Origin of the sequence: Streptomyces sp. NPDC047974 (genome assembly GCF_040653375.1) — a bacterium.
GTDB lineage: Bacteria > Actinomycetota > Actinomycetes > Streptomycetales > Streptomycetaceae > Streptomyces.
Genome location: NZ_JBEZNU010000005.1, coordinates 160832 through 182187, shown reverse-complemented (window position 1 = coordinate 182187; position 21356 = coordinate 160832). Strand labels below are relative to the sequence as shown.

The following is a 21356-nucleotide window of genomic DNA, read 5'->3' as shown; positions in this document are numbered from 1 at the left end:
CCGATGGCAACAAGCCCACCGCTGCTCACGATGAACCGCATCACCAAATCCTTCCCCGGCGTCCGCGCCCTGGACGGCGTGGACCTCGAAGTCCACGCCGGCGAAGTCCACTGCCTCCTCGGCCAGAACGGCGCCGGCAAGTCCACCCTCATCAAGGTCCTCGCCGGAGCCCACCAGCCCGACGACGGCGAGATCGCCTGGGGCGGCGAGCCGGTCCGCCTCACCTCGCCGATCGCGGCCATGCGGCTCGGGATCGCCACCATCTACCAGGAGTTGGACCTGGTCGCCGGGTTGTCCGTCGCCGAGAACGTCTTCCTCGGGAACGAGCCGACCTCCGCCGGGTTCGTCGTGCGCGGCGCCCGGGCCCGCGCCGCCGCAGGGCGGCTCCTGGCGCGCCTCGGGCACCCGGAGATCGATCCGGGCCGGCTCGTCGGCGCACTGTCCGCCGCCCAGCAGCAGATCGTCTCGATGGCCCGGGCCCTCTCCCACGAGGTGCGGCTGATCGTCATGGACGAGCCGTCCGCCGCTCTCGACCCCGACGAGGTCGACAACCTCTTCCGCATCGTCGCGGAACTCACCGCGGACGGCGTCGCCGTCGTGTACATCTCCCACCGGCTGGAGGAGATCCGCCGCATCGGCGACCGGGTCACCGTCCTGAAGGACGGCCGCTCCGTCGCCGGCGGCCTGCCCGCGGACACCACCCCGACCCGCGACATCGTCTCCCTGATGACCGGCCGGAACGTCGAGCACGTCTTCCCCGAGCGCCCCGACCGCCCCGACGGCACGACCGCCGCCCGCGACCCCGTCCTCACGGTCGAGGGCCTCGCCCGGCGCGGCGAGTTCGCCCCCCTCGACCTCGCCCTGCGGCCCGGCGAGATCGTCGGCCTCGCCGGGCTGGTCGGCTCCGGCCGCAGCGAGATCCTGGAGACGATCTACGGGGCCCGCAAGCCCGACGCGGGCCGTGTCCTCGTCGACGGCGTCCCGCTGCGCCCGGGCAGCGTCCGCGCCGCCGTCCGGGCCGGGATCGGACTGGCCCCCGAGGAACGCAAGGCGCAGGCCCTGCTGATGCTGGAGTCCGTCGGCGGCAACGTCTCGGTCTCCACCCTCTCCCGCTACGCCCGCGCGGGCTGGCTCGACCGGCGTGCCGAGCGCGCCGCGGCGCACCGGGCGGTCCGCGAGCTGTCCCTGCGGCCCGACGACCCGGACGCGGCGATCAGGACGCTGTCCGGCGGCAACCAGCAGAAGGCGGTACTGGCGCGCTGGCTGCTGCGCGGCTGCAAGGTGCTGCTCCTCGACGAGCCGACCCGGGGCGTCGACATCGGCGCCCGGGCGGAGCTCTACGCCGTGATCCGCCGGCTGGCCGACGAAGGACTGGCGGTGCTGCTCGTCTCCAGCGAGGTCCCCGAGGTCCTCGGGCTCGCCGACCGGGTGCTGGTGCTCCGCGAGGGCTCCGTCGTGCACACGGCGCCGGCCCGGGAGCTCGACGAGCACCGCGTACTCGATCTCGTGATGGAAGGGAACCCGACGCCATGACGCAGCCGGCCTCCGCCGCGCGGAAGGACGCGCCGACGTCCGCCGCCACCTCCGACACCGGCAGGGAGGGAACCCGCCGGCCGGCGCTGATGCGGTGGGACGTGCGCAGCCTGTCGCTGCTCGGCGTCCTGCTCGCCCTCGTCGCCGTCGGCGGCATCACCCAGCCCGACTCCTTCCTCGCCACCAGCAACCTCCAGCTCGTCCTGACCCAGGCCTCCGTCATCGGCGTCGTTACCGTCGGCATGACGTTCGTCATCACCAGCGGCGGCATCGACCTGTCGGTCGGTGCGATCGTGGCCCTCGCGTCCGTGTGGGCGACGACGGTCGCCACCCAGGAGTTCGGCTTCGCGGGCATCCTCTTCACCGCGGTGCTCGTCGGAGTCGGCTGCGGCCTCGTGAACGGGCTGCTGATCTCGTACGGCGGCATGGTGCCGTTCATCGCCACCCTGGCCATGCTGGCCTCCGCCCGCGGTCTCGCCCTCCAGATCACGGACGGCAGGACCCAGATGGTGACCGTGACCGACGTCCTGGACCTGGGGGTGAAGGACGCCTACGTCCTCGGCGTCCCGCCCCTCGTCCTCGTCTTCGCCGCCGTGACCGTCGTCGGATGGCTGCTGCTCAACCGGACCACGTTCGGCCGCCGCACCGTCGCCGTCGGCGGCAACGCGGAAGCGGCCCGGCTCGCGGGCATCGACGTGCGCCGCCAGCGCCTGTACCTGTACCTGCTGTCCGGCCTGTGCTGCGGGATCGCGGCGTTCATGCTGATCGTCCTCGCCGGTTCGGGCCAGAACACCAACGGCAACCTGTACGAACTCGACGCCATCGCCGCGGCCATCATCGGCGGCACCCTCCTCAGCGGCGGACGGGGCACCATCGTCGGCTCCGTCCTCGGCGTCCTGATCTTCACGACCATCACCAACATCTTCGCCCTCAACAACCTGGAGACGGCGGTCCAGCAGATCGCCAAGGGCGCGATCATCGTCGCCGCCGTCCTCGTCCAGCGCCGCACCCTGCGCGGCGGCGACGCCTGACCGCCGCCCCGCTCCCGGCAGTCCCGCTTCCCGCACCCCCGCGCCCCGCCTTCCGCCGACCCGCCCCGCCCGTCCAGCCGAAGGGTTGATCCGCCATGTCACGAACCGCCCCCAGCCGCAGAGGACTTCTGTTCGGCACCGCCGCCGTCTCCGCCGGAGCCCTGCTGACCGCCTGCACCAGCAACGAGCCCAAGCAGCAGGAACAGCCGGCCGGCAACACCCCGGCCGCCGCCGACAAGCCCGGCCGGGCCGTCACCATCGGCTTCGCCGGCCCCCAGGCCGACCACGGCTGGCTCAACGCCATCAACCAGAACGCCAAGTCCCGCGCCGCGACGTACTCCGACGTCACCCTGGAGATCACCGAGGGCTCCAACGACACCGCCGCCCAGATCGGCCAGGTGCAGACCCTCATCAACAAGAAGGTCGACGTCCTCGTCATCCTGCCCGCCGACGGCAAGGCGCTCACCCAGGTCGGCCTCCAGGCGATGCGGGCCGGCATCCCCGTCGTCAACCTCGACCGCGTCTTCGCCTCCCCGCAGGCGTACCGCTGCTGGATCGGCGGCGACAACTACGGGATGGGGCTCAACGCCGGCACCTACATCGGCGAACAGCTCAAGGACAAGCCGAACGCCAAGGTCGTCGAACTCGCCGGCCTGGACAACCTCGAACTCACCCGGCAGCGCACCCAGGGCTTCGACGACGCCCTGAAGAACTACCCCAACATCACCAAGGTCGCCCGCCAGGCCGCCGACTTCACCGTCGAGTCCGGCCAGGCCAAGATGGCCCAACTCCTGCAGGCACAGCCCGCCTTCGACGCCCTGTGGAACCACGACGACGACCAGGGCGTCGGCGCCCTCCGCGCCATCGCGCAGGCCGGCCGCGACGACTTCCTGATGGTGGGCGGCGCCGGGGCCAAGTCCGCGATGGACGCCATCAAGGCCGGCACCGGCGTCCTCAAGGCCACCGTCCTCTACCCGCCGACGATGGCCGCGTCCGCCATCGACCTGGCCCGCGCGCTCGGCCAGGGCAAGGGGGTGGGCGGCCTCGCGGAGCTGGAGATCCCCTCCTCGCTGACGCTCTACTCCGCCGTCGTCACCAAGGACAACGTCGACGACTACCTGCCCACCGGCTTCAACTGACCGGACCCGGGCTCCCGGGGGACGCCCGGCCTCGCAGCACACCGACGAGTCAGTGACTCTCCGACCAGGAGGAACCGTATGGAACAGCGGGACAGTGACGCGACCGCGCCGCCCGGACTCGGCGTCGGCATGGTGGGATACGCGTTCATGGGCGCCGCGCACTCACAGGGCTGGCGCAATGTGAGCCGGGTGTTCGACCTGCCGCTGCGGCCCGTCCTCGCGGCGATCGCGGGCCGGGACGAGCATGCGGTCCGGGACGCCGCCCGACGGCACGGCTGGGCGGCGGCGGAGACGGACTGGCGCGCCCTGATCGCCCGGGACGACGTGCAGCTCGTCGACATCTGCACCCCGGGGGACAGCCATGCGGAGATCGCGATCGCGGCCCTTGAGGCCGGCAAGCACGTCCTGTGCGAGAAGCCGCTCGCGAACTCGGTGGCCGAGGCCGAGGCGATGGCCCTGGCCGCCGAGGCCGCCCGCGCCCGCGGCCAGGTGGCGATGGTCGGCTTCAACTACCGCCGCGTTCCCGCCCTTTCGTACGCACGCCGGCTCATCGCCGAGGGCCGGCTCGGCACCCTGCGGCACGTCCGGGTGAGCTACCTCCAGGACTGGCTGGTCGATCCCGACTTCCCGCTGACCTGGCGGCTGGAGCGCGAGCACGCCGGATCGGGGGCGCTCGGCGACCTCGGGGCGCACATCGTCGACCTCGCGCAGTACCTGGCGGGGGAGCCGATCACCGGGGTGTCCGCCCAGACGGAGACCTTCGTACGGGAACGGCCCCGGCTCGCCGGTGCGGCGGCCGGCCTCGCCGCGCCGTCCGGTCGGAGCGCCGCCGGCGCCCCACGCGGGCCGGTGACCGTGGACGACGCGGCCGTCTTCACCGGACGGCTCGCCTCGGGGGCGCTCGCCTCCTTCGAGGCCAGCCGGATGGCCGCCGGCCGCAAGAACCAGCTCCGGCTGGAGATCAACGGGGAGCGGGGCTCGCTCGCCTTCGACCTGGAGCGGCTCAACGAGCTCTCCTTCCACGACCACCGCGAGCCCGCCGCCACCTCGGGCTTCCGGCGGATCCTCGTCACCGAGGCCGAACACCCCTACCTGGAGGCGTGGTGGCCGCCCGGCCACACCCTCGGCTACGAGCACACCTTCACCCACCAGGCCCGCGACCTGGTCGTCGCGATCGGCGGCGGCACCGACCCGTCGCCGTCCTTCGCCGACGGGCTGAGGGTGCAGCGGGTGCTGGCCGCGGTCGAGGAGAGCGCACGGAAGAACGCCGTCTTCACACCCGTCGAGGAAGTGCCGGCCGAGGTCCGGTAGAGGACCCCGACCGCACACCGCCGTTTGGAGGCTTCATGCCGCGTCCGTTCACGCTGTTCACCGGCCAGTGGGCCGACCTGCCGCTGGAGGAGGTCTGCCGGCTCGCCCGCGACTTCGGCTACGACGGCCTCGAACTCGCCTGCTGGGGCGATCACTTCGAGGTCGACAAGGCCCTCGCCGATCCGTCGTACCTGGCGGGCCGGCACGCCCTGCTCGACAAGTACGGCCTCAGATGCTGGGCGATCTCGAACCACTTGGCGGGACAGGCGGTCTGCGACCATCCGATCGACGAACGCCATCAGGGCATCCTGCCCGCCCGGATCTGGGGCGACGGCGAGCCCGAGGCCGTGCGGCAGCGGGCCGCCGCCGAGCTGCGGGACACCGCGCGCGCCGCGGCCGCCTTCGGCGTCGACACGGTCGTCGGCTTCACCGGCTCCTCCATCTGGCACCTGGTGGCCATGTTCCCTCCCGTGCCGGAACGGATGATCGAGCGCGGGTACGAGGACTTCGCCGAGCGGTGGAACCCCGTCCTCGACGTCTTCGACGCCGAGGGGGTCCGCTTCGCCCACGAGGTCCACCCCGGGGAGATCGCCTACGACTACTGGACGACGCGCCGCGCCCTGGAGGCGGTGGACCACCGTCCGGCCTTCGGGCTCAACTTCGACCCCAGCCACTTCGTCTGGCAGGACCTCGACCCCGTCGGCTTCCTGTACGACTTCCGGGACCGGATCTACCACGTCGACTGCAAGGAGGCGCGCAAGCGCCTCGACGGGCGCAACGGCCGGCTCGGCTCCCACCTGCCGTGGGGCGATCCGCGCCGCGGCTGGGACTTCGTCTCCGCCGGACACGGGGACGTGCCCTGGGAGGACGTCTTCCGCATGCTGCGGTCGATCGGCTACCAGGGCCCCGTGTCCGTCGAGTGGGAGGACGCCGGGATGGACCGGCTCACCGGCGCGCCCGAGGCGCTGGCCCATCTGAAGCGGTTCGACTTCGACCCGCCGGCCGCGTCGTTCGACGCGGCGTTCTCCGGCGGCGACCGGTAGGACCGCAGGTCAGGCCCGGTGGCGCGGGACGCCACCGGGCGGTCCGGCCTGCCCGCGCACGCCTTTGTCCTGATGCGGGAGAAAGTTCGTCCTCGTTGCCGCGCAAGGGCTTTCGGTCACGGACGAACGGGGCTACGGTCCCCTCACATCACCACCACCACGGCCCCGGGCCTCCACGGCACCGCCGGCCCCGGCCCGCGCCGCGGCCCCTCCCGACGGGGCCGGGTCGCCCGCCCCGCACCGCCGGCCCTGCGGCGTCGCCCCGCCGCCCGCACGGCCGCCGCGCCGCACCACCTCACCCCCCCGCCATCAGCTCCCCGGCCTTCCCCATGCACCCAACGACCGGCAAGGAGGCAGCCCGTGACCGACCCCCACGCACGCACCGGAGTCTGGTTCGCCGGAGCACGCGGCTCCGTGGCGACCACCGCCGTGGCAGGATGCGCAGCCGTTTGTGCCGGACTCCACCCGGCGACCGGGATGGTCACCGAGACACCCGCGTTCGCCGGCACCGGCCTGCCGCCCCTGGCGGCACTCGTCTTCGGCGGCCACGACATCGCGTCCTGCCCGCTTCCCAAGCGCGCCGAACTCCTCACCGGCGCCGGCGTGCTCCCGCACGGGCTCGCCGCCGCCGTCCACGCCGAACTCACCGCCGCCGACGAGGAGATACGTACCGGCGGCCCCCTCCCGGACGACCCCCGCACCGACGCCGAACTCATCGCCGACCTCGCCGCCGACCTCGCGTCCTTCCGTGCCCGCCACGCCCTCGCACGCGTGGTCGTCGTCAACGTCTCCTGCACGGAACCGACGCCGGCGCCCGACGCCGAACGCCTGCCGCCCAGCTCCCTCTACGCCGCCGCGGCCGTACGGGCCGGCTGCCCGTACGTCGACTTCACCCCGTCCACCGGGCTGCGCACCCCGGACCTCACGGCCGCCGCGACCGCCGCCGGACTGCCCCACGCCGGCCGCGACGGCAAGACCGGCCAGACGCTGCTGCGCTCCGTCCTCGCCCCGATGTTCGTCCAGCGGGCCCTGGACGTACGGGCCTGGTCCGGCACCAACCTGCTGGGCGGGGGAGACGGGGCGACGCTGGCCGACCCCGCCGCCGCGGCGGCGAAGAACGCCGGCAAGGAACGCGTCCTCACGGAAACGCTCGGCCACCGGCCGGAGGGCCGGGTCCACATCGACGACGTTCCCGCGCTCGGCGACTGGAAGACGGCCTGGGACCACATCGCCTTCGAGGGCTTCCTCGGCTCGCGGATGATTCTCCAGACCATCTGGCAGGGCTGTGACTCCGCGCTCGCCGCACCCCTCGTCCTCGACCTGGCCCGCCTGGTCGCCCGTGCCCACGAAGCCGGCGTCTGCGGCCCGCTCCCGCAGCTCGGCTTCTACTTCAAGGACCCGGACGGGGGTCCCGCCGGCCTCGCGGAGCAGTTCGCCGAACTGCTGGCGTTCGCCGACCGGCTGCGGGAGGCGGCATGACCCGCCCCACCCACCCGAACCCCGCCGAGCGCGGCACACCCGGGACCACGTCCGCCACCGGGCGCGTCCCAGGCCGTGGCCGGTTCCGGGCCTGGGCCGAACTGCTGCGCGTGTCCGCGTTGTTCAGCGTGCCCGGGGACGCGCTGGCCGGGGCCGCGGCCGTGGGAGTGCGGCCCGGCCGGGGGACGGCGTACGCGATCGGGGCGTCGCTCTGTCTGTACGAGGCGGGCATGGCGCTGAACGACTGGGCCGACCGCGAGGAGGACGCCGTCGACCGGCCCCACCGCCCCCTGCCCTCCGGGCGGATCGCTCCGGCCGCGGCGCTGGGCGCGGCCGGTCTCCTGACCGCCGCCGGACTCGCCCTCGCCTCCCGCGCGGGCCGACCTGCCCTCACCGTGGCCGCCGCCGTGGCGGGCACCGTATGGGCCTACGACCTCCGGCTCAAGCACACGCCCGCCGCCCCCGCCGCCATGGCCGTCGCCCGCGCCCTCGACCTCGTCCTGGGCGCCACGGCCACGGCCACGGGCTCCGCACCGCGCCGGGCCCCCGAACCGGAGCCGGCCGCCGCGGGAGCTCGGGCCGTCCTCCGGGTCGCGGCGCCCGCCGGCGCGCTCGCCCTGCACACGTACGCCGTCACCGCCGTGTCCCGGCACGAGGCGCGGGGCGGTTCGACGCGCGCACCGCTCGGGGCCCTCGCCGCGACGTGCGCGCTCGGGGCCGGCACCGCCCTCCGGGCACTCCGGAAGCCGCGCGGCGCGGCGGAACTCGTACCGCTGCTGCCCGCCGCCCTCTACGCCGGCACCGCCGCCGTGCCCCTGCTCCACGCCGCGCTCGACCCGTCCCCGCCGCTCACCCAGCGCGCCGTCGGCGCCGGGATCCGCGCCATGATCCCGCTCCAGGCCGCCCTCGCGGCCCGCGCCGGGGCGGCCGGCACCGGGATCGGCCTGCTGGGGCTCGCCCCCCTCGCCCGTACCCTCGCACGGAAGGTGAGCGCCACATGAGCGAACGGCAGCGACTCCGCCTCGGATACGGCACCAACGGCCTCACCGACCTCCGCCTCGACGACGCCCTCGGACTCCTCGCCGACCTGGGCTACGACGGCGTCGGGCTCACGCTCGACCACATGCACCTCGACCCCCTCGCGCCCGGTCTCGCCGCCCGCACCGCCCGCGTCGCCCGCCGGCTCGCCGCGCTCGGACTCACCGCGACCGTCGAGACCGGGGCACGGTACGTGCTCGACCCGCGCCGCAAGCACGGACCCTCGCTGCTCGACGCCGACCCGCGCGACCGCGCCGCCCGGATCCGCCTGCTGCGCACCGCGGTCGCGGTCGCGGCCGACCTCGGGGCGCACGCCGTGCACTGCTTCAGCGGCGTCACCCCGCCCGGCACCGACGACGCCACGGCCTGGCGGCGCCTGACGGAGGCGCTGGCGCCCGTGCTCGACGCCGCCGCCGACGCGGGCGTGCCGCTCGCCATCGAACCCGAGCCGGGCCACCTCCTCGCCACGCTCGACGACTTCCACCGGCTGCGCGCCGCACTCGGCGACCCCGCGCCCCTCGGCCTCACCCTCGACATCGGCCACTGCCAGTGCCTGGAACCGGAGCCGCCCGCCGCGTGCGTCCGCGCGGCGGCGCCCTGGCTGCGGCACGTGCAGATCGAGGACATGCGGCGCGGCGTGCACGAGCACCTGCCGTTCGGCGAGGGCGAGATCGACTTCCCGCCCGTCCTCGACGCCCTCGCCGCCATCGGCTACCAGGGCCTCACCGTCGTCGAACTGCCCCGCCACGCGCACGCGGGCCCGCGACTGGCCGCGGAGTCCGTCGCGTTCCTCCGTGACGCCGCCGCGGCCGCGGCGAAGGGAGCGCCGGCATGCTGACGCCACCACGGCCCTGGACCCGAGCCGGCGTCGCGGCCCGGCTGCCCGACGACCACGCCCGAGCGTGGTTCGCCGAGGCCCTGGTCGACGCCGGCCGAGCGGCACCGGCGGCACAGGCACCCTCGCCCCCCGATCCGGCCCGTGCGGAGACAGCGCCACGGACACCCACCGCGCCCCCCTCCGCGCACCCCTCCCACCCCACCTGGCAGCTCCGCTTCGTCACCGCCGGCCGGCACTGCGGCCAGGACGCCGCGGACGCCGTACGGGCCCTGCTGCTGATCGAGGCCCAGGCCGACGCCGAGACGCTGACCCGGCTCTACCGGCAGGGCAGCGCCGCCGAGCGCCGCGCGGTGCTGCTCGCCCTGCCCCACCTCGTCGACGGCCCGCAGGCCGCACCCCTCGTCGACGACGCCCTGCGCACGCACGACACCCGGCTGATCGCCGCCGCCGTGGGCCCCTACGCCGCGGCCCACCTGGCCCCGCACTCCTGGCGGCACGCCGTCCTCAAGTGCCTCTTCGCCGGCGTACCGCTGACCGCCGTGGCGGACCTGGCGCGGCGGGCCGCCGGCGACGCGGAGCTCGCCCGCATGCTCGCCGCCCACGCCGCCGAACGCACCGCGGCGGGCCGGGAGATCCCCCGCGACCTCCGCCACGCCCTGACCCTGACCGGCGTACCGACCGAGGAGCCGTGATGCGCATCTTCGACCCCCACATCCACATGACGTCGCGCACCACCGACGACTACGAGGCGATGCACGCGGCGGGCGTCCGCGCCGTGGTCGAACCGGCCTTCTGGCTCGGCCAGCCGCGCACCTCGCCCGCCAGCTTCCTCGACTACTTCGACGCGCTGCTCGGCTGGGAGCCGTTCCGCGCCGCCCAGTACGGCATCGCCCACCACTGCGCGATCGCGCTCAACCCCAAGGAGGCCAACGACCCGCGCTGCACGCCCGTCCTCGACGAGCTGCCCCGCTACCTCGTGAAGGACTCCGTCGTCGCCGTCGGCGAGATCGGCTACGACGCGATGACCCCCGCCGAGGACACCGCGCTCGCCGCCCAGCTCCAGCTCGCCGCCGACCACGGCCTGCCCGCCCTCGTCCACACCCCGCACCGGGACAAGCTCGCCGGACTCCGCCGGACCCTCGACGTCGTCCGCGAGTCCGCCCTGCCGGTGGAGTGGACCCTCCTCGACCACCTCAACGAGACGACCGTCGCCGCCGCGGCGGACAGCGGTTGCTGGCTCGGCTTCTCCGTCTACCCCGACACCAAGATGGACACGGACCGCATGGTGACCGTCCTGCGCACCTTCGGCACCGAGCGGATCCTCGTCAACTCGGCCGCCGACTGGGGCAGGAGCGATCCGCTGAAGACCCGCGAGGTCGCCGACGCCATGCTCGTCGCGGGCTTCACCGAGGACGACGTCGACCGGGTCCTGTGGCGCAACCCCGTCGCCTTCTACGGACTCGGCGGCCGGCTCCGTCTCGACGTTCCCGCCCCGGAACCCCTGCACGAGGGCAACTCCGTTCTCCGCGGCGGAGAGTGAGGAGGGACCCGTGCGCTTCCGCCATCCGGACGGCACCCTCGTCCACCTCTCCTACTGCACCAACGTCCACCCCGCCGAGACCCTGGACGGCGTCCTCGCCCAGCTCCGCGACCACTGCGAGCCGGTGCGCCGGCGCCTCGGCCGCGACCGGCTCGGCATCGGCCTGTGGCTTGCCAGGGGCGCCGCCAGGGCGCTCGTCGACGACCCGGTGGCGCTGCGCGGGCTCCGGACCGGGCTGGACCGCCGAGGCCTCGAAGTCGTCACCCTCAACGGCTTCCCCTACGAGGGCTTCGGCGCCGAGGCGGTCAAGCACCGCGTCTACCGGCCCGACTGGACCGAGCCCGAGCGCCTCGCCCATACCACCGACCTCGCCCGTCTCCTCGCCGCCCTGCTCCCCGACGACGTCACCGAGGGCAGCGTCTCCACCCTGCCGCTCGCCTGGCGCACCGCCTTCGACGAGCACGCCGCCGCCACCGCCCGAGCCGCCCTCACCACCCTCACGGAACGGCTCGACGCGCTGGAGGAGCTGACCGGCAAGTCGGTCCGTCTCGCCCTCGAACCCGAACCGGGCTGCGCGGTGGAGACCACCGCCGACGCCATCGGTCCGCTCACCCGCCTGCCCGGCGACCGCGTCGGCGTCTGCGTCGACACCTGCCACCTCGCGACCTCCTTCGAGGACCCGGCCACGGCCCTCGCCGCACTCGACGCCGCCGGCATCGGCGTCCCCAAGGCCCAGCTCTCCACCGCCCTGCACGCCGAACACCCCCACCGGCCAGACGTGCGCGCCGCCCTCGCCGCCTACGCCGAACCGCGCTTCCTGCACCAGACCCGCACGGTCACCGCCGCGGGACTCCACGGCACCGACGACCTGCCCGAAGCGCTCGCGGGGGGCACCCTGCCCGACACCGCCCCCTGGCGCTCCCACTTCCACGTCCCCCTGCACGCCCCGCCCGCCCCGCCGCTCACTTCCACGCTCCCCGTCCTCAAGGACGCCCTCACCCATCTCGTCGGCGGCGCCCACCCCCGCACCCGCCACCTGGAGGTCGAGACGTACACCTGGCAGGCGCTCCCGCCCGGCGAGCGGCCCCGCACCCGCGGCCGCCTCGCCGACGGCATCGCCGCCGAACTCACCCTCGCCCGCGACCTGCTCACCGACCTCGGCCTGAAGGAGATCCCGTAAGGACCTCCCGCGAAGGCTCTCCCGCAAGGACCTCCCGTGAAGGCTCTCCCGTGAAGGAACTCCCGTGACCGCAGCGAAGCCCCCGGCAGACGGTCACCCGACCCCCCTCCTCGTCCTCGACGTCGTCGGCCTCACCCCCCGGCTCCTCGACCACATGCCCCGCCTGCGCGCCCTCGCCGACTCCGGCTCGCGGGCACCCCTGACCACCGTGCTGCCCGCCGTCACCTGCGCCGTCCAGTCCACCTTCCTCACCGGCACCCTCCCCGCCGAGCACGGCATCGTCGGCAACGGCTGGTACTTCCGCGAACTCGGCGACGTCCTGCTGTGGCGCCAGCACAACGGCCTGGTCGCCGGCGACAGGATCTGGGACGCCGCCCGCCGCGCCCACCCGGGCTACACCGTCGCCAACATCTGCTGGTGGTACGCGATGGGCGCCGACACCGACATCACCGTCACGCCCCGCCCGGTCTACTACGCCGACGGGCGCAAGGAACCCGACTGCTACACCCGCCCTCCGGAGCTCCACGACGAACTCACCGACCGCTTCGGCACCTTCCCCCTCTTCCACTTCTGGGGACCGGGCGCCTCCCTCGCCTCCAGCCGGTGGATCGCGGACGCCACCCGCCACATCATGCGCACCCGCCGCCCCGACCTGACGCTCTGCTACCTCCCGCATCTCGACTACGACCTCCAGCGGTACGGCCCCGACGACCCGCGCTCGCTCCGCGCCGCCGCCGAACTCGACGCGGTCATCGGCCCGTTGCTGGACGACGCCCGCGCCGAGGGCCGTACGGTCGTCGCCCTGTCCGAATACGGGATCACCCGCGTCAGCCGCCCCGTCGACATCAACCGCGCCCTGCGACGCGCCGGGCTCCTCGACGTCCACACCCAGGACGGCATGGAGTACCTCGACCCGATGGCCTCCCGGGCCTTCGCCGTCGCCGACCACCAGCTCGCCCACGTCTACGTCCGCCGTCCCGAGGACCTCGCGGCCACCCGTGCCGCCCTCCAGGGCCTGCCCGGCGTCGAGCGACTCCTCGACGACGAGGGAAAGAAGGCACATGGCCTGGACCACCCCCGCTCCGGCGAGCTGGTCGCCGTCGCCGAACCCGACGCGTGGTTCACCTACTACTACTGGCTGGACGACGCGCGCGCCCCCGACTTCGCGCGTCTCGTCGAGATCCACCGCAAGCCCGGCTACGACCCGGCCGAACTCTTCATGGACCCCCAGGACCCCTACGTACGGCTCAAGGCCGCGGCCGCCGTGGCCCGCAAGAAGGCCGGCCTCCGCTACCGCGTGGCGGTCGTGCCCCTGGACCCGTCACCCGTCCGCGGCAGCCACGGCCGCCTGCCCGCGAGCGACGCGGACGGCCCGCTCGTCCTCTGCTCCGCCCCCGGCGCCCTGCCCGGCCGCACCGCGGCCACCGAGGTGAAGCCGCTCCTCCTGCGGCTCGCCGGCCTCACCTGACGACCCGGCGCGCCCCTTCCGTACCGCCGTTCCCCGTACCGCCGCGCCCGGCACCGCCGCGCCCTTCGCCGGGCCGCACCCTGCCCCCCTACCCCCACCACGACGAAAGCGAGAACACCGTGACCGTGTCGCCCGAAGAGACCACCCGCGAAGCGACCACCCCCGGAGCGGCCCCCGCCGGCGACGCGCTGCGCCGCACGCTCGGGGTCAGCCGCCGCCGCTTCCTCAGCACCTGCACGGCCACCGCGGCCGCGGCCGTCGCCGCGCCCGTCTTCGGCGCCTCGCCGGCCCTGGCGCAGGCCGAGCCGCAGGGGACCGGGGACCGCGGCCGCTCCGCCCTCGTCCCCCCGGACAAGCGCGGACTGATCCTCTACACCGTCCGGGACGCGGTCTCCCGCGACCCGCTCGCCTCCGACCTGCCGTCCGGCTTCCGCGAGGTGTTCCGGCAGCTGGCCCGGTACGGCTACCGGCAGGTGGAGTTCGCCGGGTACCGCCAGCACGCCAACGCCCCCGGCGGCGCGGACCTCGGCACCGTCGACGGCGCCCGGCTCATGCGCTCCTGGCTCGACGAGTACGGGCTGCGAGCCCAGGGCAGCCACGGCTTCATCCCGAGCTCCTGGCCGCTCACCCCCGCCGACCTGGACGCGTTCCGGCAGGCCCTGGAGATCGCGAACATCCTCGGCATGGAGCACATGGGCACCGGCGGCGACCCCACCGGCAGCCCCTACCGCGCCGACTGGGACGTCGCCGCCGACAAGTGGAACACCCTGGGCGCCCTCGCCGCCCGGGAAGGGATCAAGCTCTACACCCACAACCACGACAGCGCCTACGACTTCCTCCTCGACGGCGGTCCGCTCGACGCCCAGGGCCGGCCGACCCGCAGCTCCGGCATCCGGAAGCTGGAGTACTTCCTCCAGGTCAGCGACCCCAGGAGCGTCCACCTGGAGCTGGACGTCTTCTGGGCCCACGTGGCCCAGTACAAGTTCCACGCCTACACCGCCCACGACGGCTCCCGGCACGAGCAGATCTTCGACCCGGCCGGCCTGGTGGCCCGCCACACGCCCCGCTTCCCGCTCTTCCACGCCAAGGACGGCGTGATCAACCCGCAGAGCGGCATGGGCTACGACATGGTGCCGTTCGGCACCGGCGACATCGACTACCGGCGGTTCTTCACCCGGGTCGGGGCGAAGAACCGCCACCACCCGATGGTCGAGCAGGACACCGCGCCGAGCGCCACCGTCCCCGGCCAGTCGCTGGAGTACGCCCGCATCGGCTACGACAACCTCGCCGCCCTCCGCGCCCACCGCTGACCGCGACGCACCGCCCCGAACCAGTAGCGAAGGAGTTCCGCGTGCGCAACAGACGGATCGTCACCCTCCTGGGCACGGCGGCGCTGGCCGGTGCCCTCGGGCTGCTGCCCCTGGCCCCGGTCCAGGCCACCCCCGCACCGGACGCGGCCCCGGCGGCCGCGTCCGCCGCGCCCGCCTTCCAGAAGGTCACCCTCAACGACCGGCCGGGCGAGCCCATGGCCCTCGCCGTCCTCCCCGACCTGCGCGTGCTGCACACCGCGCGCACCGGCGAGATCCGCGTCCACGACCCCGAGAGCGGCGTGAACTTCCTCGCCGCCGACATGAAGAAGAGCCCCGCCGGGCTCTACCAGCACGACGAGGAGGGCGTCCAGGGCATCGCCGTCGACCCCGACTTCGCCAGGAACCACTGGGTCTACCTGTACTACTCGCCCCGCCTCACCACCCCCATGGACGACCCGTCCACCCCGGGCGTCAACGAGGGCGACGCCCCGCAGACCGGCACGCCCGCGGACTTCGCCCCGTACAAGGGCTACACCCGGCTCTCCCGGTTCAAGCTCACCGGCAACAAGCTGGACTACGCCTCCGAGCAGAAGATCATCGACATTCCCGCCGACCGCGGCCTCTGCTGCCACGTCGGCGGCAAGATCGACTTCGACCACCGGGGCAACCTGTACCTCTCGACCGGCGACGACTCCAACCCCTTCTCCTCGGACGGCTACGCCCCGATCGACGACCGCCCCGACCGCAACCCCGCCTACGACGCCCGCCGCACCTCCGGCAACACCGACGACCTGCGCGGCAAGGTGCTCCGCATCAAGGTCAAGCGCCACGGCGGCTACGTGATCCCCGACGGCAACCTCTTCGCGCCCGGCACCCCGAAGACCCGTCCCGAGATCTACGCCATGGGACTGCGCAACCCCTTCCGCTTCGGGGTCGACAAGCGGACCGGCGAGGTCTACGTCGGCGACTACTCGCCCGACGCCCGCACCGCACGCCCGGACCGGGGCCCCGCCGGGCAGGGCCGCTGGATGGTCATCGACCGTCCCGCCAACTACGGCTGGCCGTTCTGCGTGACCCGCGACCAGCCCTACCAGGACTACGACTTCGCCACCCAGAAGTCCGCCGGCGCCTTCGACTGCGCCGCCCCGGTCAACGACTCGCGCCACAACACCGGCCTGACCGAACTGCCGCCGGTCACGGACGCCGAGATCGTCTACGGCTACGACGCCTCCACGCGGTTCCCGCAGCTCGGCACGGGCGGCATCGGACCGATGGGCGGCCCGGCGTACCGCTACGACAGGCGCAACACCGCCGAGAACCGCTGGCCCGCCTCCCTCGCCGACAAGCCCCTGTTCTACGAGTGGACCCGCGACCAGATGAAGGCCCTCACCCTCGGCAAGCGCAACGAGGTCCTCGCGATCGAGGACGCCGTCCCCGGCATCCGCACGGACGGACCGATCGACGCCGAGTTCGGTCCCGACGGCGCGCTCTACGTCCTGGAGTACGGCACCGGCTACTTCGCGGAACTGCCCGAGGCGCAGCTCGCGCGCATCGACTACGTCCGGGGCAACCGCACGCCCGAACCCAAGGCCACCGCGGACGTCGTCAACGGCGTCAACCCGCTGACGGTCCGCTTCTCCGCCGCCGGCACGCAGGACGCCGACGGGGACGCGCTCCGCTACGCCTGGGACTTCGACGCCGACGGCACCGCGGACTCCACCCGGCCCGACCCCACCCACACCTACACGACCGACGGCGTCTTCGAGGCCACCCTGAAGGTCACCGACAGCACCGGCCGCTCGGCCTCCACCGCCGTCCAGGTCGTCGTCGGGAACAAGGCACCGCTCGTCTCCCTCACCACCGACCCCGCTCCGCACGGCGGCACCGCGTTCCACTGGGGCGACACCGTCACCTGGAAGGTCGACATCACCGACGACCAGCCCGTCGACTGCTCCAAGGTCACCGTCTCCTTCATCCTCGGCCACGACTCCCACGGCCACCCCCTGTCGACCAGCACCGGCTGCGCGGGCTCGTTCCGCACCTTCGTGGACGGCGGCCACGCCGGCTCCGACAACCTGAAGGCCGTCTTCAACGCCTCCTACAAGGACACCCCTCCGGCCGGCCTCCCCTCCCTCGCGGGCAGCGCGGAGGTGGCCCTGACCCCCGCGGACTGACACGCACCACGTCCCCACCGGGCCCTCGGGGCGGCGCCTCAGCCGCCCCGAGGGCCCGGTGCGCGAGGCCCGGACATGTGACTTAACCGGATCCGCTTCTCTCTGGACAACGTTGTCATAGCTCGGCAGAGTGGTGCCTGCACGGTGATGACAGTTCTGGAGAGGTTGGGCGGATGGTGTACGGAGCGCTGGACATCGGTGGCACGAAGATCGCCGGGGCGCTGATCGACGCCGAGGGGTGTGTCGTGGTGAGGGCGCAGCGGCCGACGCCCGCGCGCGAGTCCGCCCAGGCGATGACGGCCGCGGTGGCATCGGTCGTGGACGAGCTCGCGGCCCACCCCGAGTGGGGCGCGCTGTCGTGCCTGGGGATCGGGAGCGCCGGGCCCGTGGACACCTTCGCCGGGACGGTGAGCCCGGTGAACATCCCGGCCTGGCGTTCCTTCCCGCTGGTGGAGCGGGTGCGGAACCATCCCGCCGTCCCCGACGGCATCGAGCCCGTACTGGTCGGCGACGCGGTCGCGATGGCGGCGGCGGAACACTGGCTCGGCGCGGCGAAGGGCGCGGCGAACGCCCTGTGCATGGTCGTCTCGACCGGGGTCGGCGGCGGCCTGATCCTGGGCGGTTCCCTCCACGCCGGCACGACGGGGAACGCCGGGCACATCGGGCACATCACCGTCGACCAGAACGGCCCCGTCTGCCCCTGCGGCGCCCGGGGATGCGTCGAGCGCTACGCCAGCGGTACGGCGATCGCCGCCCACGCGCTGGAATCGGGCTGGACGCCCCCGCCCGGCCTTCCCGCCACCGCGCGCGAGGTCGAGCTCTCGGCCCGTGCGGGCGACCCGAGGGCGCTCGCCGCCTTCGACCGGGCCGGCCGCGCCCTGGCCGCCGCCATCGCGGCCACCGCCGCGCTCGTCGAACTCGACCTGGTCGTGGTGGGGGGCGGGGTCTCGCAGGCGGGCGACGTGCTGTTCGGGCCGCTGCGCCATCACCTCGCGTCGTTCGCCGTCCTCGACTTCACGCGCGACCTCCCGGTCGTGCCCGCCGGGCTGGCCCTCGACGCCGGGCTGATCGGCGCGGCGGCCGCCGGTGTCGCGGCCTCCGGATCGTCCCGCGCGGGCGCGGGTGCGGGCGGCCGTCTGACGACCGGCTGACGACGAACCGACGATCGGCGGACCTGACCTCTGGCCTCTGACCTCTGACCTCTGGCCTCTGGCCTCTGACCTCTGGCCTCTGGCCTCTGGCCTTTGGCCTTTGGCCTTTGGCCTTTGGCCTCTGACCTCTGACGTCCGACCTCTGACTCCTGCCCCGTGTCCCGTGTCCCGTGACCTTCACCGGATACGGCCGGGGCCCTTCCGCGCTGCCCGCGAATCGGGCACCGGCCGCCCCTCAAGGCGTGGCGCCCTGCCCCGATCCCACCCGTACGCACTCCAGGGAAAAGCCATGGATCTCCTCCTCAACACCGTCCAGCCCTACGACTGGGGCTCCCGCACCCTGCTGCCGGAGCTCATGGGGCTGCCGCCCACCGGAGCCCCCCAGGCCGAGCTCTGGATGGGCGCCCATCCGGCGGCGCCTTCCCGGGTGGCCCGGGGGGACGCGCCGGTCCCGCTGGACCGGGTCGTCTCCGGGGATCCGGAGGGTGAGCTCGGGGCGGGCACCGTGCGCCGGTTCGGGCCCCGGCTCCCGTTCCTGCTCAAGCTTCTGGCCGCCGACGCGCCGCTCTCCGTGCAGGTGCACCCGGACCTCGCCCAGGCCCAGGCCGGATTCGCGCGGGAGAACGCGCTCGGCGTGCCCCTGGACGCACCCCACCGCAACTACCGCGACGACCAGCACAAGCCCGAGATGATCGTCACCCTCACCCCCTTCCAGGGGCTGTGCGGCTTTCGGAACCCGGCGGACACCGCCGATCTGCTCGACGCCCTGGAGGTGCCCGCGCTGCGGCCGTACATCGAGACCCTGCGGGTCGCTCCGGAGCGGCAGGGGCTCGCGGAGGTGTTCCGGGCCTTCCTCCGGCCGCCCGCCGGCCTGCTCGACGCCGTCGCCCGAGGAGTGGCCGTCGCGGCGGCCGGGGCGGGGGAGGCCCGCGTCGCCGCCTACGACCGCGTCGCACGGGCTCATCCAGGCGACCCGGGACTCCTGACGGCCCTCATGCTCCGGTACGTCGAACTGGGTCCCGGCGAGGCGCTGTTCCTCGGCGCGGGAGTCCCGCACGCGTATCTCTCCGGGCTCGGTGTGGAGATCATGGCGAGCTCCGACAACGTCCTGCGGTGCGGTCTGACCTCGAAGCACGTCGACGCGGACGAACTGGCCCGGGTGGTGCGCTTCGACGCGCCACCGGCCCGCGTCCTGACCCCTCGGGAGGAGGGGGCGGAGGAGGTGTACCCGGCGCCGGTGGACGACTTCCGCCTGTCGCGGTACCTCCCGCGCGCCGGCGGACCCCGGCGGCGCGTGACGCTGGACGCCCCGCAGATCCTTCTCTGCGCCGCCGGGACCGCGACCGTCTCCTCGGCGGGGGAGCACCTCGGCATCGGCCCCGGGCAGGCCGTGTACGTGCCCGCGGGCGCCGAGGCCGGACTGGAGGGCGCCGGCACGGTCTTCCGCGCCACGACGGGCACCGCCGAACGCCTCGGGTGAATCGTGCGCTCGACAGAAGCCGCACGAAACTTAACCGGTTATGTTCTTTCTCTTGTTATCGGCCATCACGGCCTCTAGCCTCAATTCGGCCGCCAGGAATCGGCAGGGAAATCGCTGATCCACGAAGGCGACGACCCGAACCGCACCTGCGGTTAATCCCCACTGCCCGGAACCGAGCCGCAGCACCATCCGGGCAGTGGGGGCCGGCGGCGACCCGCCCACCACCCGTGGGCCCCGGGGCGACCGGCCCCGATCCGCCGCGATCTCACTCCATGTCAGGCACCGCCGCGCCCGCGCTTCCGTCGAGGGCGCGGTCCGAGTTGGGAGCACCACATGAACAGGACACGGGTCCTCTCGGCGGCGACGCTGCTCGCCCTCGCCGCCACGACCGCCTCGGTCCCCGTCACCGCCCAGGCCGCCGAGCGCTCCGACGGCTTCCGCGTCGTGGACGGACGGCTCGTCGACGCCACCGGCAAGGACTTCGTCCTCCGCGGCGTCAACCACGCCCACACCTGGTACACCGACCGCACCGGGCAGTCCCTCGCCGACATCAAGGCGCTCGGCGCCAACTCCGTGCGGGTGGTCCTCTCCACCGGCACGCGCTGGACGAAGAACGACGCCGCCGACGTCGCGGCCGTCGTCGCACAGTGCAAGGCCAACCGGCTCGTCTGCGTCCTGGAGGCCCACGACACCACCGGATACGGAGAGCAGAGCGGCGCGGCCTCGCTCTCCGAGGCCGTCGACTACTGGCTGGAGGTGGCGAGCGCCCTCAAGGGCCAGGAGAAGTACGTCATCGTCAACCTCGGCAACGAGCCCCACGGGAACGCCGGCTACAGCGCCTGGACACAGGACACCGAGGACGCCATCGGCCGGCTGCGCGCGGCCGGCTTCGACCACACGCTGATGGCCGACGCGCCCAACTGGGGGCAGGACTGGTCGCACACCATGCGCGAGAACGCCCCCGCCGTCTTCGCGTCCGACCCGGACCGCAACACCGTCTTCTCGATCCACATGTACGGCGTGTACGACACCGCCGCCGAGGTCGAGGACTACCTCGGCAGCTTCGTCGACCGCGGACTGCCCGTCGTCGTCGGCGAGTTCGGCCACGACCACTCCGACGGCAACCCCGACGAGGACGCCGTCATGGCCACCGCCCGCCGACTGGACCTCGGCTACCTGGGCTGGTCCTGGAGCGGCAACGGCGGCGGCGTCGAGTACCTCGACCTCGCCACCGGCTTCGACGCGAGCCGGCTCACCCCCTGGGGCGAGCGTCTCTTCCACGGTCCCGACGGCATCCGGCAGACCTCGCAGGAGGCCGGCGTCTACCGGCGCGGCTGCTCCGTCGCCTACCGCCTCGACGACTGGGGCACCGGCTTCAACGCCGACATCACCGTCCGCAACACCGGCGAACAGCCCCTCAAGGGCTGGAAGCTCGACTTCGACCTCCCGGAGGGCGCGACGGTGAACTCCGCCTGGAACGCGTCCGTCACCCGGACAGGCCGACAGGTGCGGGCCACCAGCGAGTCCTGGACCGCGTCCGTCCCGGTCGGCGGGGCCGTGAGCTTCGGCGTCAACGTCGCCGGCCCCGGTGCCGTGCCCGCCTCCTTCGCCCTCGACGGCGTCCCCTGCGCCACGAGCTGA

17 protein-coding genes are annotated in these 21356 nt (G+C 73.9%); all 17 read left to right on the top strand.

Annotation, left to right across the window (positions count from 1 at the left end):
* Positions 1-3 precede the first annotated feature (3 nt).
* Complete coding sequence (locus AB0E19_RS10195; protein WP_362176205.1) at positions 4-1533, top strand: sugar ABC transporter ATP-binding protein; 1530 nt, start codon at positions 4-6, stop codon at positions 1531-1533.
* Positions 1530-2564, top strand: a complete 1035-nt coding sequence (locus AB0E19_RS10190) for an ABC transporter permease (RefSeq protein ID WP_362176202.1) — start codon at positions 1530-1532, stop codon at positions 2562-2564. Before AB0E19_RS10195 ends, AB0E19_RS10190 begins: the two co-directional genes overlap by 4 nt.
* 95 nt (positions 2565-2659) lie before the next feature.
* A complete protein-coding gene (locus tag AB0E19_RS10185; RefSeq protein WP_362176199.1) occupies positions 2660-3703 on the top strand; it encodes a substrate-binding domain-containing protein in 1044 nt (347 codons plus the stop codon).
* A 78-nt stretch (positions 3704-3781) separates the two neighbouring features.
* Positions 3782-5014 carry a Gfo/Idh/MocA family oxidoreductase gene (locus tag AB0E19_RS10180; protein ID WP_362176196.1) on the top strand — a complete coding sequence of 411 codons (1233 nt, stop codon included), beginning with the start codon at positions 3782-3784 and terminating at the stop codon, positions 5012-5014.
* A gap of 35 nt (positions 5015-5049) precedes the next feature.
* Positions 5050-6057, top strand: a complete 1008-nt coding sequence (locus AB0E19_RS10175; RefSeq protein ID WP_362176193.1) for a sugar phosphate isomerase/epimerase family protein — start codon at positions 5050-5052, stop codon at positions 6055-6057.
* A 360-nt stretch (positions 6058-6417) separates the two neighbouring features.
* On the top strand, positions 6418-7536 hold the full coding sequence (locus AB0E19_RS10170; protein ID WP_362176190.1) for an inositol-3-phosphate synthase: 1119 nt from the start codon (positions 6418-6420) through the stop codon (positions 7534-7536).
* Complete coding sequence (locus AB0E19_RS10165; RefSeq protein WP_362176187.1) at positions 7533-8537, top strand: SCO3242 family prenyltransferase; 1005 nt, start codon at positions 7533-7535, stop codon at positions 8535-8537. Before AB0E19_RS10170 ends, AB0E19_RS10165 begins: the two co-directional genes overlap by 4 nt.
* Positions 8534-9412 (top strand): sugar phosphate isomerase/epimerase family protein, encoded by an 879-nt coding sequence (locus AB0E19_RS10160; protein ID WP_362176184.1) that lies wholly within the window; start codon positions 8534-8536, stop codon positions 9410-9412. Before AB0E19_RS10165 ends, AB0E19_RS10160 begins: the two co-directional genes overlap by 4 nt.
* Positions 9409-10104: an EboA domain-containing protein gene (locus tag AB0E19_RS10155; protein WP_362176593.1), complete on the top strand. Its 696-nt coding sequence runs from the start codon at positions 9409-9411 to the stop codon at positions 10102-10104. The genes AB0E19_RS10160 and AB0E19_RS10155 overlap by 4 nt, the downstream gene beginning before the upstream one ends.
* Complete coding sequence (locus AB0E19_RS10150) at positions 10104-10952, top strand: TatD family hydrolase (RefSeq protein ID WP_362176181.1); 849 nt, start codon at positions 10104-10106, stop codon at positions 10950-10952. Before AB0E19_RS10155 ends, AB0E19_RS10150 begins: the two co-directional genes overlap by 1 nt.
* Positions 10953-10962: 10 nt before the next feature.
* Positions 10963-12132 (top strand): metabolite traffic protein EboE, encoded by a 1170-nt coding sequence (gene eboE / locus AB0E19_RS10145; protein WP_362176178.1) that lies wholly within the window; start codon positions 10963-10965, stop codon positions 12130-12132.
* A gap of 64 nt (positions 12133-12196) precedes the next feature.
* Positions 12197-13600, top strand: a complete 1404-nt coding sequence (locus AB0E19_RS10140) for a nucleotide pyrophosphatase/phosphodiesterase family protein (RefSeq protein ID WP_362176175.1) — start codon at positions 12197-12199, stop codon at positions 13598-13600.
* Between the two features lie 125 nt (positions 13601-13725).
* A complete protein-coding gene (locus AB0E19_RS10135) occupies positions 13726-14910 on the top strand; it encodes a sugar phosphate isomerase/epimerase family protein (protein ID WP_362176590.1) in 1185 nt (394 codons plus the stop codon).
* 41 nt (positions 14911-14951) lie between these two features.
* A complete protein-coding gene (locus AB0E19_RS10130) occupies positions 14952-17084 on the top strand; it encodes a PQQ-dependent sugar dehydrogenase (RefSeq protein ID WP_362176172.1) in 2133 nt (710 codons plus the stop codon).
* Between the two features lie 173 nt (positions 17085-17257).
* The gene (locus AB0E19_RS10125; RefSeq protein WP_362176169.1) at positions 17258-18235 is read left to right on the top strand and encodes an ROK family protein; all 978 of its coding nucleotides are present in this window, start codon (positions 17258-17260) and stop codon (positions 18233-18235) included.
* 289 nt (positions 18236-18524) lie between these two features.
* Entirely contained in the window at positions 18525-19715 is a 1191-nt protein-coding gene (gene manA, locus AB0E19_RS10120; RefSeq protein ID WP_362176166.1) for a mannose-6-phosphate isomerase, class I, read from the top strand.
* A 333-nt stretch (positions 19716-20048) separates the two neighbouring features.
* Complete coding sequence (locus AB0E19_RS10115) at positions 20049-21356, top strand: cellulase family glycosylhydrolase (protein WP_362176163.1); 1308 nt, start codon at positions 20049-20051, stop codon at positions 21354-21356.